The sequence below is a fragment of the Rhodococcus sp. ABRD24 genome (assembly GCF_004328705.1).
Classification (GTDB): domain Bacteria; phylum Actinomycetota; class Actinomycetes; order Mycobacteriales; family Mycobacteriaceae; genus Prescottella.
In genome coordinates, this window is the sequence record NZ_CP035319.1 from 4,485,280 (window position 1) to 4,498,623 (window position 13,344).

Consider the following 13,344-nt stretch of genomic DNA (forward strand, 5'->3'; position numbering starts at 1 on the left):
TCCGGGCTTGTTATGCGCCGCCACCGGCACCGGGCTTCCAGAGCACGTCCCCACCAGGATTGGCGAGGCGGCTCATGATGAAGAGTAGATCCGAAAGACGGTTCAGGTACTTCGCCGGCAGCACGTTGGTGTCGTCCGGGCTCGCGTTCACTGCCGCCCAGGCCGAGCGCTCGGCGCGCCGGGCGATCGTCCGCGCAGAATGCAGCAGGGCGCCGAGCGGAGTCCCGCCCGGCAGGATGAAGGAATGCAGCGGCTCGAGGCGCTCGTTGAACTGGTCGCACCAGCCTTCGATCCGATCGATGTATGCCTCGGTCACGCGAAGCGGCGGGTACTTCGGATCCGGAATGACCGGAGTAGAGAGGTCCGCACCACCGTCGAAGAGGTCGTTCTGGATCTGTCGAAGGACTTCTACGATTTCTTCGGAAGGCGATCCGAGGGCGAGCGCGACACCGATGCTCGCGTTCGTTTCGTCGCAGTCGGCGTAGGCGACCAGCCGCGGATCATTCTTCGATACGCGGGAGAAGTCGCTCAGCCCGGTGGTCCCGTCATCACCGGTGCGGGTGTAGATCCGAGTCAAGTGCACAGCCATGCGGTAACGGTACCGCCCAGCCAAGGGACGCCCATGCTGGTTAGGCTGTGTCACTGTGAGTGAACGCTTTCTTGTCACTGGTGGAAACCGACTAGTCGGTGAGGTACCGGTGGGCGGTGCGAAGAACAGCGTCCTGAAGCTGATGGCCGCGACATTGTTGGCCGAGGGGACCAGCGTCATCAGCAACTGCCCCGACATCCTCGACGTACCTCTGATGGCAGAGGTGTTGCGCGGGCTTGGTTGCGAGGTCGTGCTCGATGGGTCCGTAGCGACGGTCACGACGCCGGCACAGCCGAAGTATCACGCGGACTTTGCGGCGGTCCGTCAGTTCCGTGCATCGGTGTGTGTCCTCGGGCCTCTGGTGGCGCGGTGCCGGAAGGCCGTGGTAGCGCTCCCGGGCGGTGATGCGATCGGATCTCGCCCTCTGGACATGCACCAGTCAGGATTGCGCCTGCTCGGAGCACACAGCGAGATCGAGCACGGGTGTGTCGTCGCCGAGGCCGACGATCTGCACGGCGCGAACATCCGTCTGGCGTTCCCGTCCGTGGGCGCAACCGAGAACATTCTGATGGCCGCGGTGCTCGCGAAGGGCGAGACGGTGATCGACAATGCGGCCCGCGAGCCAGAGATCGTCGATCTGTGCAACATGCTCACCCGGATGGGCGCGAAGATCGCCGGTGCCGGGTCGACGACACTGACCATTCGCGGTGTCGAGAGGTTGAATCCGACGACGCACAGGGTGATCGGCGACCGGATCGTCGCGGCAACCTGGGGGATCGCAGCAGCGATGACTCGCGGCGACGTGCTCGTACGTGGAGTCAATCCGAAGCATTTGTCGCTGGTGCTCGACAAACTTCGATCTGCGGGGTCCCAGGTAAGTGTCCAACCGGATGGTTTCCGGGTGATGCAACCGTCGCGGCCGCAGGCGGTGAACTTCGCGACGCTCCCGTACCCGGGATTTCCGACCGATCTGCAGCCGATGGCGATCGGTCTGGCTTCGATCGCCGACGGTACGTCGATGATCACCGAGAATGTGTTCGAGGCGCGTTTCCGTTTTGTCGAGGAAATGATCCGTTTGGGAGCAGACGCGCGAACTGACGGACACCACGCGGTGGTGCGCGGGGTCCCGGAGCTGTCGAGTGCTCCGGTGTGGTCGTCCGACATTCGTGCGGGTGCGGGCCTCGTGCTTGCGGGCCTGGTCGCCGATGGAATGACAGAGGTCCACGACGTCTATCACATCGACCGTGGCTATCCCCGGTTCGTGGAGGATCTGTCCGGACTCGGCGGCGACATTCGCAGGGTGAGCGATGAGGGCTGAACCAGGGGGTGTCCAGGCCGAGTCGAGGTGTGTGGGCCATCACAATTCGTCGATCGGGAAGTCCGGTCGGTTTCGGGGCAGTTGACCTGCGGGAACTTGACGTCGAACACCCATGACCAGGCGATTTGGCAATGATCGTCTGATTCGCGTAACTTATTCCAGGTCAGAGCGACACGGACACCGACCCGGGCCTGAGGGACTGGGAAAACGAGGTTGTACGGAGAGCGCCTGGCGAATCTGCTTCGACTGGTTCAGGATCTCGGATTTGCGTTCGGGTGTTGATCTGGTTAGGCTGGAACAGTTGCCCCGAAACGATGAGCCTGTGGGTTCGGAGTGGTGGTGTGCGCGTGTTCTTTGAGAACTCAACAGTGTGTCGATGAATGTCAGTGCCAATTATTTTGGTGCCCCGCATCTTTTTTGGGTGTGGGTTTGCTGATTGTTCCATTCTTCCGTCTGGGATGGTCAGCGCAATAGCTAGTTTGAGTTTTTTTGCTAGTGATTTGACTCGATGTCTATGACTGATTGGTGGCTTCGGCTGCGTAATCTAGAGTCTTCAACGGAGAGTTTGATCCTGGCTCAGGACGAACGCTGGCGGCGTGCTTAACACATGCAAGTCGAGCGGTAGGGCCCTTCGGGGTACACGAGCGGCGAACGGGTGAGTAACACGTGGGTGATCTGCCCTGCACTTCGGGATAAGCTTGGGAAACTGGGTCTAATACCGGATATGAGCCTCTACTGCATGGTGGAGGTTGGAAAGGTTTACTGGTGCAGGATGGGCCCGCGGCCTATCAGCTTGTTGGTGGGGTAATGGCCTACCAAGGCGACGACGGGTAGCCGGCCTGAGAGGGCGACCGGCCACACTGGGACTGAGACACGGCCCAGACTCCTACGGGAGGCAGCAGTGGGGAATATTGCACAATGGGCGAAAGCCTGATGCAGCGACGCCGCGTGAGGGATGACGGCCTTCGGGTTGTAAACCTCTTTCAGCAGGGACGAAGCGAGAGTGACGGTACCTGCAGAAGAAGCACCGGCCAACTACGTGCCAGCAGCCGCGGTAATACGTAGGGTGCGAGCGTTGTCCGGAATTACTGGGCGTAAAGAGCTCGTAGGCGGTTTGTCGCGTCGTCGGTGAAAACCAGCAGCTCAACTGCTGGCTTGCAGGCGATACGGGCAGACTTGAGTACTGCAGGGGAGACTGGAATTCCTGGTGTAGCGGTGAAATGCGCAGATATCAGGAGGAACACCGGTGGCGAAGGCGGGTCTCTGGGCAGTAACTGACGCTGAGGAGCGAAAGCGTGGGTAGCGAACAGGATTAGATACCCTGGTAGTCCACGCCGTAAACGGTGGGCGCTAGGTGTGGGTTTCCTTCCACGGGATCCGTGCCGTAGCTAACGCATTAAGCGCCCCGCCTGGGGAGTACGGCCGCAAGGCTAAAACTCAAAGGAATTGACGGGGGCCCGCACAAGCGGCGGAGCATGTGGATTAATTCGATGCAACGCGAAGAACCTTACCTGGGTTTGACATATACCGGAAAGCCGTAGAGATACGGCCCCCCTTGTGGTCGGTATACAGGTGGTGCATGGCTGTCGTCAGCTCGTGTCGTGAGATGTTGGGTTAAGTCCCGCAACGAGCGCAACCCTTGTCCTGTGTTGCCAGCACGTAATGGTGGGGACTCGCAGGAGACCGCCGGGGTCAACTCGGAGGAAGGTGGGGACGACGTCAAGTCATCATGCCCCTTATGTCCAGGGCTTCACACATGCTACAATGGCCGGTACAGAGGGCTGCGATACCGTGAGGTGGAGCGAATCCCTTAAAGCCGGTCTCAGTTCGGATCGGGGTCTGCAACTCGACCCCGTGAAGTCGGAGTCGCTAGTAATCGCAGATCAGCAACGCTGCGGTGAATACGTTCCCGGGCCTTGTACACACCGCCCGTCACGTCATGAAAGTCGGTAACACCCGAAGCCGGTGGCCTAACCCTTGTGGAGGGAGCCGTCGAAGGTGGGATCGGCGATTGGGACGAAGTCGTAACAAGGTAGCCGTACCGGAAGGTGCGGCTGGATCACCTCCTTTCTAAGGAGCATCTCCTTCTCGGACCAGCACGTAGGTGTTGGGGGAGTGAGGCAGAGGCCGTTGAGTGAACACATGTTTCACTGCGGTTGCTCATGGGTGGAACACTGACTGTTTCGTCTGCGTATCGGATGGCCATGATGGTTGTTCGGCAGGTGATATATCGGCATACTGTTGGGTCCTGAGAGAACACGTGAGTGTTTCCTCGAAGGAGAGACGATCCTGTTCGGATGTCAGGCAGACCGCACTACTTCGGTGGTGGGCATGGTGCTGGCGGAGTTCGAGTGGGGTGTGTTGTTTGAGAACTGCACAGTGGACGCGAGCATCTTTGTTGTAAGTAATGAAGAGCGTACGGTGGATGCCTTGGCACCAGGAGCCGATGAAGGACGTAGGAGGCTGCGATAAGCCTCGGGGAGCTGTCAACCGAGCTGAGATCCGAGGATGTCCGAATGGGGAAACCCAGCCACAGTGATGTGTGGTTACCCGCGCCTGAATATATAGGGCGTGTGGAGGGAACGTGGGGAAGTGAAACATCTCAGTACCCACAGGAAGAGAAAACAACAGTGATTCCGTGAGTAGTGGCGAGCGAAAGCGGAAGAGGCTAAACCGTGGATGTGTGATAGCCGGCAGGCGTTGCATTCGTGGGGTTGTGGGATTCATTTTGTCGATTCTGCCGAGTCGGCCGACAGTAAGAAATCGTTGTGTTAGTCGAAGTGGTCTGGAACGGCCTGTCGTAGAGGGTGAGAATCCCGTAGACGAAAACATGACGACTGTCGTAGTGGACACCCAAGTAGCAGCGGGCCCGTGAAATCTGCTGTGAATCTGTCGGGACCACCCGATAAGCCTGAATACTCCCTGGTGACCGATAGCGGACTAGTACCGTGAGGGAAAGGTGAAAAGTACCCCGGGAGGGGAGTGAAATAGTACCTGAAACCGTGCGCTTACAATCCGTCAGAGCCTTTGCACCTTCGGGTGGGGGGTGATGGCGTGCCTTTTGAAGAATGAGCCTGCGAGTTAGTGACATGTCGCGAGGTTAACCCGTGTGGGGTAGCCGTAGCGAAAGCGAGTCTGAATAGGGCGTTCGTAGTGGCATGTTCTAGACCCGAAGCGGAGTGATCTACCCATGGCCAGGGTGAAGCGACGGTAAGACGTCGTGGAGGCCCGAACCCACTTAGGTTGAAAACTGAGGGGATGAGTTGTGGGTAGGGGTGAAAGGCCAATCAAACTCCGTGATAGCTGGTTCTCCCCGAAATGCATTTAGGTGCAGCGTCGCGTGTTTCTCACCGGAGGTAGAGCTACTGGATGGTCTAGGGGGCCCACAAGCTTACCGAAATCAGCCAAACTCCGAATGCCGGTGAGTGAGAGCGCGGCAGTGAGACTGCGGGGGATAAGCTTCGTAGTCGAGAGGGAAACAGCCCAGATCGCCAGCTAAGGTCCCTAAGCGTGTACTAAGTGGAAAAGGATGTGGGGTCGCGAAGACAACCAGGAGGTTGGCTTAGAAGCAGCCACCCTTGAAAGAGTGCGTAATAGCTCACTGGTCAAGTGATTCTGCGCCGACAATGTAGCGGGGCTCAAGTACACCACCGAAGCTGCGGCATTCGCATAACACCCATGTTCCCTTGCGGGGGGATGTGCAGTGGTGTGGATGGGTAGGGGAGCGTCGTGTGGCCATGGAAGCGCCGGAGTGATCCAGGTGTGGAGGCCACACGAGTGAGAATGCAGGCATGAGTAGCGAAAGACGAGTGAGAAACTCGTCCGCCGAATGACCAAGGGTTCCTGGGCCAGGTTAATCCGCCCAGGGTGAGTCGGGACCTAAGGCGAGGCCGACAGGCGTAGTCGATGGACAACGGGTTGATATTCCCGTACCCGTGTGAACGCGCCCCTGGTGAATCAGTGATGCTAAGCACCCTGAAGCTATTCGTTGTCCTTCGGGACGGTGGGTGGTGGATGCGTGTGAACCGATCTGGTAGTAGCCAAGCGATGGGGTGACGCAGGAAGGTAGCTGAGCCAGTCAGTGGTAATACTGGTGTAAGCGTGTAGGGCGTGACCTAGGCAAATCCGGGTCGCATACAGCCTGAGACGTGATGCGTAGCCGATTGAGGCGAATTCAGTGATCCTATGCTGCCGAGAAAAGCCTCTAGCGAGCTTTCACACGGCCCGTACCCCAAACCGACACAGGTGGTCAGGTAGAGAATACTAAGGCGATCGAGATAACTGTGGTTAAGGAACTCGGCAAAATGCCCCCGTAACTTCGGGAGAAGGGGGGCCTTCGCTGGTGATCGGACTTGCTCCGTGAGCTGGTGGGGGCCGCAGAGACCAGAGAGAAGCGACTGTTTACTAAAAACACAGGTCCGTGCGAAGTCGTAAGACGATGTATACGGACTGACGCCTGCCCGGTGCTGGAAGGTTAAGAGGACCGGTTAGCCAGTGATGGCGAAGCTGAGAATTTAAGCCCCAGTAAACGGCGGTGGTAACTATAACCATCCTAAGGTAGCGAAATTCCTTGTCGGGTAAGTTCCGACCTGCACGAATGGCGTAACGACTTCTCTGCTGTCTCAACCACAGACTCGGCGAAATTGCATTACGAGTAAAGATGCTCGTTACGCGCGGCAGGACGAAAAGACCCCGGGACCTTCACTATAGCTTGGTATTGGTGTTCGGTTCGGTTTGTGTAGGATAGGTGGGAGACTGTGAAGCGGGCACGCCAGTGTTCGTGGAGTCGTTGTTGAAATACCACTCTGATCGTATTGGATATCTAACCTCGGACCATGATCTGGTTCAGGGACAGTGCCTGGTGGGTAGTTTAACTGGGGCGGTTGCCTCCCAAAATGTAACGGAGGCGCCCAAAGGTTCCCTCAGCCTGGTTGGCAATCAGGTGTCGAGTGCACGTGCACAAGGGAGCTTGACTGTGAGACTGACAAGTCGAGCAGGGACGAAAGTCGGGACTAGTGATCCGGCACCGGCAAGTGGAAGCGGTGTCGCTCAACGGATAAAAGGTACCCCGGGGATAACAGGCTGATCTTCCCCAAGAGTCCATATCGACGGGATGGTTTGGCACCTCGATGTCGGCTCGTCGCATCCTGGGGCTGGAGTAGGTCCCAAGGGTTGGGCTGTTCGCCCATTAAAGCGGCACGCGAGCTGGGTTTAGAACGTCGTGAGACAGTTCGGTCTCTATCCGCCGCGCGCGTTAGAAACTTGAGGAAGGCTGTCCCTAGTACGAGAGGACCGGGACGGACGAACCTCTGGTGTGCCAGTTGTTCCGCCAGGAGCACTGCTGGTTAGCTACGTTCGGAAGGGATAACCGCTGAAAGCATCTAAGCGGGAAGCCTGTTCCAAGATGAGGTTTCTCACCCCTTCGAGGGGGTAAGGCCCCCGGCAGACCACCGGGTTGATAGGCCAGAACTGGAAGTCCGGTAACGGATGGAGGTGACTGGTACTAATAGGCCGAGGACTTACCACAAAGAAGCTACGCGTCCACTGTGCGGTATCTGAAACAACACACAGATATCATTCACCCCCCACATTCCGAAGCCTTCGGGTCGACGGATGGTTCGGGCGGGGAGAGGTGAATGTGTGACAGTTTCATAGAGTTACGGCGGCCATAGCGGAGGGGAAACGCCCGGTCCCATTCCGAACCCGGAAGCTAAGCCCTCCAGCGCCGATGGTACTGCACTCGACAGGGTGTGGGAGAGTAGGACACCGCCGAACACCTTTTCACCGAAGGCCCCCACGGATCACCGTGGGGGCCTTCGGCATTTCTATATCGAGGGCCAGTTCAACTCTGAATGCCTGTGGTGCGCGTACCGACGAAGTGGTTCTATTCGGGAACGGCTAGTTCGAATCGACCGCATGCGCTAGCCGGGTGGCTGCGGAACGCCCTCTGAGGACTATCGTGCGGCCCGGTGCCCAGTGTTTCGCCTCCTCCTGACGCGCCGCCGCGACCGCGAAGGACGACGCGAGTAGCGCATTCGGGTCGGATTTCGCCAGCTCCGACAGCCGGGCTGCCTCATTCACGGGATCTCCGATCACGGTGTACTCGAAACGTTCCCTGGCCCCGACATTGCCCGCGACGGCGGTACCCGCGGCGACGCCGATGGCGGCGCGGCATTCGGGTACCTCGATGGGTAGTCGCCTGCGAACGGCCCGGGCGGCGGCCAGCGCTTGGCCGGCCGCGTCGGTGAGATTGCGGGGCGCGCCGAACACCGCGAGGGCAGCATCGCCCTCGAACTTGTTGACGAACCCGCCGTGCCGATCGACTTCGTCGACGACCACCTCGAAGAATCGGTTGAGCAGAGCGACCACATCGCCCGGCGGCCGGGACGCGGCGAGTTCGGTCGACCCGATGAGGTCGACGAAGAACACTGCCACCTCGCGTTCTTCGCCACCGAGTGTCGGGGGAGCGACGAGCGCGGCCGCAGCGACGTCGTGCCCGACGTGGCGACCGAACAGATCCCTGATCTGTTCACGCTCGCGGAGCCCCTCGGCCATCCGATTGAACCCCGACTGCAGTTCACCGAGTTCGGTGCCGTCGTACACGACTACCGACATGTCGAGATCGCCCTGTTCGATCCTGCTCATACCCGACTTGACCGCCCGGATCGGTGCGACGATCGCGCGTGCGTTGAGGAGGAGCAACAGTAGTCCGAAGAAGATGGTGATGGACCCCAGGCCAAGGACCGACACGACGACCTCCATGCGGTCGGTGTCGTTGCTGAAATAGCTGTAGACCGCGACGATCATCAGTCCGGTCACCGGAACCCCGGTGCCGAGAATCCAGGCAAGAATCGTCCGCCCGACGACACCGCCGAGACGGATGTCGGGCCGCCGTCCGGCCTCGAGTGCCCTTGCGGCGGCGGGGCGCAACGCGAATTCACTGAACACGTGGCTGAAGGCGCACACGGTGACGCCGCCGAATGCGATCGTGAAGCCGATCTTCGGAATGGTCTCGGGATCGACGATTCCGTATACGGCCGTGAGGAACACGAGCGCGATCGACCACTGGCCGATCTGCATCTTGGTCAATCGTCGCGGCATAGTCAGGGCGGCCAGCCGATCGCGGTGGGTCGGCTCCCGATCTTCGACGATCCAGCGGAGGCTGTGCAGTGCGCGGGTGGTCCCCTTGATCGTTCCGACGATCAGCGCGATCGCGAGATACACGGGGACGACGACGAAGTTGAGGAAGTAGAAGCGGCTGTCGAACAGTTCGGGCCCGGGGACCACGAGTGTGACGAGCATCGCGACGACACAGGCACCCACGATGTTGGCTCCTACGAGCGACGCCGTCAGGAGGCCCTGCACCCGGATTCGCCTGATCCTCGGCGTTTCCGACGGCGTTCCGAGCAGGCGGGAGCCCAGCGGAGTGTCGGGGGCTCGGCGCGGGTTCATGGTCGTTCGAGACTAGTCCGACTCGATCCTCTAGGGTGGGCCAGTGCGTCTTGTCATTGCTCGTTGCCGGGTCGACTATGTCGGCCGTTTGACCTCCCACCTGCCGATGGCGCGTCGGCTTCTCTTGATCAAGGCGGATGGATCCGTGAGCATCCACGCCGACGACCGCGCGTACAAGCCGCTCAACTGGATGAGTCCGCCGTGCTGGTTGGTCGAGACCGCTGGCGGGGAGGATTCCGAAGGCGCCGCTCAGCAGCTGTGGGTCGTGACCAACAAGGCCGGTGAAGAACTGCGGATCACCATCGAGGAGGTCGAGCACGACTCGAGCCACGAACTCGGTGTGGACCCCGGCCTGGTGAAGGACGGTGTGGAGGCACACCTGCAGGAGCTGTTGGCCGAGCATGTCGAGACTCTGGGCGACGGATATTCCCTGATCCGGCGCGAGTACATGACGGCCATTGGTCCGGTGGATCTGTTGTGCCGCAATGCGGACGGCGCGACGGTGGCCGTCGAGATCAAGCGGCGCGGCGAGATCGACGGCGTAGAACAGCTGACCCGATACCTCGAACTGCTCAACCGCGATCCGTTGCTCGCGCCGGTCACCGGCGTGTTTGCCGCTCAGCAGATCAAGCCGCAGGCCAAGACCCTGGCCACGGACCGTGGCATCCGTTGCCTGGTTCTGGATTACGAGGCGTTGCGCGGTACGGAAAGTACAGAGTTCCGCCTGTTCTGACGGTCCACGGGAGGTCGGGCTGCGGTGCCTAGACTGTTGGGGTGCCGCGCCGTAACCAGCCCCGCAAGCCAGCCCGTCCTGTCGACAGTGACATCGGGTCCGGGGGAAGCCTGTTCGGAAACGCCCTCGCGCGTGAGGAATCGGGGCCGGCGGGCGACGAGGGCGAACGCTACTTGGTGCGTCAGGTTCCGGGCGCCCGCGCGACAAAGAGCTACCGGTGCCCGGGATGCGACCAAGAGGTGCGTCCGGGCGTCGCACACATCGTCGCGTGGCCGTCCGATCCCGGGGGAGCGGACGACCGTAGGCATTGGCATACCGGGTGCTGGTCGGGCCGCAGCACCCGGGGCCTGACGCGGCGCTGGTCCTAGCTCTTCGCGGCGATCTGTTGCGTGTCGGCGTCCGGTGAGTCGTTGTCGTCGGCGTTGTCTTTGTCTTTGTCGGAGGAGTCGTCGGCCGTAACCTCGGCGACGTTGTCGAGCAGCTCGCTCTCGCGGTTGACCGAGGCCAGCATCGCCGGAACCGAATCGAGCTGACCGCGAATTCCCAGGAGCTGGGCGAGGATTCGGCCGCGCAGCACGCGCAGTTCCTCGGCGAGTTCCTTGGCGTGGGCGATGCGGCGTTCGGCCTGTTCCGTCGCGACCTGCAGTCGGCGCTGCGCCTCCTGGCTGGCGTCGGTGAGACGGCGGTGGGCCTCCGCCTTGCTCGTCGTCTCGCGATCTTCGATGGTGGCCAGGGCCTTCGCGCGTCGCTCTGCCATCGTGATCTCGAAGTCCTGCTGCACCTGTGCGCGCTTGGCCTCGGCCTCGGCAGTCAGCCTGTCCTGCTCGGCCCGGGCGGCCTCGACAACCCTTGTCGCCTCGGCACGCGCGGTGTCCATGGTCTGCTCGTGCTCGCGCTCGAGCTCCTGGCGGCGCTCCTCGAGCTCGGCGATCTTCGATTCGTACTGTCGGCGCAGACGTGCGCTCTCCTGCTCGGCAACCGAGACCATTTCCGCGGCTTCGGCTTCGGCCTTTGCGCGCACCTCGGAAGCCTCATCGGAGGCGAGGCGCAGCATACGGGAGATACGGTCGCTCATGCCCTCGGCTGTGGTGGGCGGGACGGACAGGCGATCGATATCGCGCCGTAGATCGTCGATCTCGTCGCGTGCGTCCTCGAGTTGCTTGGCCAGTTCGCGCGCCTGCGCGGCTGCGGCGTCGCGGTCGGTCGCGATGAGGCGGAGCTCGGCGTCGAAACGGTCGAAGTAACGCCGAACCTCGTCTTTGTCGTATCCCTTGCGGACGATGGTGAACGGCATGCCGCGGTCGTGATCGTAGGCCATGACTGCCAATCTACCGGCGGCGACGCCATCAGCGCCCACGGAGTGGGACCGGTGTCGTCACACCTGTCCCACACCGCGGTGGCGCCGGAAAATCCGCGTCAGTGACCACCGTCGGACGCCGGTTCGACGAGCTCGATGAGCACACCGCCGCCGTCCTTCGGGTGGATGAAGTTGATGCGTGAGTCTGCGGTGCCGCGGCGCGGTGCGTCGTACAGCAGTCGGACGCCGTCGGCGCGGAGCTGCGCGCTGATCGCGTCCAGGTCGGTGACGCGGTACGCCAGCTGCTGCAGGCCCGGCCCGCTGCGGTCGATGAACTTCGCGATCGTGGAGGTCTCGTTCAACGGGGCGAGGAGCTGGATCGCGGTGGCGCCGGCCGCCTGGCCGGGGAACCCGAGCATTGCCTCGCGCACGCCCTGTTCCTCGTTGACCTCCTCGTGCATGTTGACCATGCCGAGGTGCTTGCCGTACCACGCGACCGCAGCGTCGAGGTCCGGCACCGCGATGCCGACGTGATCGATCGCGGTGACCAGGTCGGAGGTCAGTCCGTTCACGGCGGGATTGGGGGAGGAAGATGTCATGTAAAAGACGGTAGCGCTACGGTTTGTGTAGTTCGCGCCGGGTCGCGGCTTCGGTCGCTGCCCGCACACTGATCGACTGCTGGAGGAATCGTGACCACTTCTGTCATCGTCGCCGGGGCCCGGACCCCGGTTGGACGGCTGCTCGGATCGTTGAAGGATCTGTCGGGGTCCGACCTCGGCGGTGTAGCGATCAGGGGTGCCCTGGAGAAGGCGGGCGTCGCCCCCGACCAGGTGCAGTACGTGATCATGGGCCAGGTACTCACCGCAGGCGTGGGGCAGATGCCGGCGCGCCAGGCCGCTGTGGCCGCGGGAATCCCGATGGATGTCCCCGCGCTCACGATCAACAAGGTGTGCCTCTCGGGTGTCGACGCGATCGCGCTCGCCGACCAGCTGATCCGCGCAGGCGAGTTCGACGTCGTCGTCGCCGGTGGCCAGGAATCGATGTCGCGCGCCCCGCACATGCTCGAGAAGAGCCGTGAGGGCTTCAAGTACGGCGATGTGACGCTGCGCGATCACATGGCCTACGACGGCCTGCACGACATCTTCACCGACCAGCCGATGGGCAACCTGACCGAGCAGCGCAACCAGGACGCCGACCAGCGCATCACGCGCGCGGAGCAGGACGCGTTCGCGGCCGCCTCGCACCAGAACGCCGCTCGCGCGTGGAAGGACGGGCTGTTCGCTGACGAGGTCGTGCCGGTGACGATCCCGCAGCGCCGCGGTGAGCCGATCGTCGTGACCGAGGACGAGGGTATCCGCGCCGATACCACCGTCGAGTCGCTGGCCAAGCTGCGTCCGGCGTTCGCGAAGGACGGCACCGTCACCGCCGGTACCGCGTCGCAGATTTCCGATGGTGCCGCGGCTGTGGTCGTGATGAGCAAGGCCAAGGCCGAGGAGTTGGGTCTCGAGTGGATCGCGGAGATCGGCGCGCACGGCGTCGTTGCCGGTCCCGATTCGACGCTGCAGTCCCAGCCGGCCCGCGCGATCGCCCGCGCGTGTGAACGTGAGGGGATCGACCCGAAGGATCTCGATGTCATCGAGATCAATGAGGCGTTCGCGGCCGTCGGCATCGCGTCCACCCGTGAGCTGGGTATCGACGCGGCGAAGGTGAACGTCAACGGTGGTGCGATCGCGATCGGTCACCCGCTCGGCATGTCCGGCGCGCGCATCGCGCTGCATCTGGTGCTCGAGCTGCAGCGCCGTGGCGGCGGTGTCGGTGCGGCCGCGCTGTGCGGTGGCGGCGGACAGGGCGACGCCCTGATCGTCCGGGTGCCGAAGAAGTAGTTCGTTCGCTCTCGCGACGCCCCGTGGAAGGGACTGTGACCAGTCTCAACTACGGGGCGTCGTAGCTTTTCG

Annotated in this window: 8 protein-coding genes and 3 rRNA genes; 7 read left to right on the forward strand and 4 right to left on the reverse strand. The window is 61.9% G+C overall.

Going from position 1 to position 13,344, the window contains the following annotated elements; translation table 11 throughout:
• Positions 1 to 10: 10 nt before the first annotated feature.
• Positions 11 to 589, reverse strand: a complete 579-nt coding sequence (locus ERC79_RS20020; RefSeq protein WP_131580131.1) for a cob(I)yrinic acid a,c-diamide adenosyltransferase — start codon at positions 587 to 589, stop codon at positions 11 to 13.
• Between the two features lie 55 nt (positions 590 to 644).
• Here ERC79_RS20020 and murA point away from each other — a divergent pair, with 55 nt between their 5' ends.
• The 4 genes from murA to rrf all read left to right on the forward strand — a co-directional run bounded on the left by murA (position 645) and on the right by rrf (position 7,682).
• Positions 645 to 1,907: a UDP-N-acetylglucosamine 1-carboxyvinyltransferase gene (murA, locus tag ERC79_RS20025; RefSeq protein WP_131580132.1), complete on the forward strand. Its 1,263-nt coding sequence runs from the start codon at positions 645 to 647 to the stop codon at positions 1,905 to 1,907.
• Positions 1,908 to 2,460: 553 nt separating this feature from the next.
• A 16S ribosomal RNA gene (locus ERC79_RS20030) occupies positions 2,461 to 3,977 on the forward strand.
• 328 nt (positions 3,978 to 4,305) lie between these two features.
• A 23S ribosomal RNA gene (locus ERC79_RS20035) occupies positions 4,306 to 7,434 on the forward strand.
• Between the two features lie 131 nt (positions 7,435 to 7,565).
• Positions 7,566 to 7,682: ribosomal RNA gene (gene rrf, locus ERC79_RS20040) — 5S ribosomal RNA — on the forward strand.
• The 16S, 23S and 5S rRNA genes sit together here, the layout of an rRNA operon.
• A gap of 123 nt (positions 7,683 to 7,805) precedes the next feature.
• On the opposite strand, the gene ERC79_RS20045 is transcribed toward rrf, so the two are convergent.
• Positions 7,806 to 9,359 (reverse strand): adenylate/guanylate cyclase domain-containing protein, encoded by a 1,554-nt coding sequence (locus ERC79_RS20045; protein WP_131580133.1) that lies wholly within the window; start codon positions 9,357 to 9,359, stop codon positions 7,806 to 7,808.
• Positions 9,360 to 9,402: 43 nt separating this feature from the next.
• Here ERC79_RS20045 and nucS point away from each other — a divergent pair, with 43 nt between their 5' ends.
• Together nucS and ERC79_RS20055 are read left to right on the forward strand one after the other, a co-directional pair.
• Positions 9,403 to 10,092 carry an endonuclease NucS gene (nucS, locus tag ERC79_RS20050; protein WP_131580134.1) on the forward strand — a complete coding sequence of 230 codons (690 nt, stop codon included), beginning with the start codon at positions 9,403 to 9,405 and terminating at the stop codon, positions 10,090 to 10,092.
• 92 nt (positions 10,093 to 10,184) lie between these two features.
• The gene (locus tag ERC79_RS20055) at positions 10,185 to 10,460 is read left to right on the forward strand and encodes a hypothetical protein (RefSeq protein WP_131581370.1); all 276 of its coding nucleotides are present in this window, start codon (positions 10,185 to 10,187) and stop codon (positions 10,458 to 10,460) included.
• Here ERC79_RS20055 and ERC79_RS20060 read toward each other — a convergent pair.
• Together ERC79_RS20060 and mce are read right to left on the reverse strand one after the other, a co-directional pair.
• Positions 10,457 to 11,410: a hypothetical protein gene (locus ERC79_RS20060; RefSeq protein WP_131580135.1), complete on the reverse strand. Its 954-nt coding sequence runs from the start codon at positions 11,408 to 11,410 to the stop codon at positions 10,457 to 10,459. The genes ERC79_RS20055 and ERC79_RS20060 overlap by 4 nt on opposite strands.
• Before the next feature lie 98 nt (positions 11,411 to 11,508).
• Complete coding sequence (gene mce, locus ERC79_RS20065; RefSeq protein WP_131580136.1) at positions 11,509 to 11,988, reverse strand: methylmalonyl-CoA epimerase; 480 nt, start codon at positions 11,986 to 11,988, stop codon at positions 11,509 to 11,511.
• A gap of 90 nt (positions 11,989 to 12,078) precedes the next feature.
• Here mce and ERC79_RS20070 point away from each other — a divergent pair, with 90 nt between their 5' ends.
• Complete coding sequence (locus ERC79_RS20070; RefSeq protein ID WP_131580137.1) at positions 12,079 to 13,272, forward strand: acetyl-CoA C-acetyltransferase; 1,194 nt, start codon at positions 12,079 to 12,081, stop codon at positions 13,270 to 13,272.
• Positions 13,273 to 13,344 lie beyond the last annotated feature (72 nt).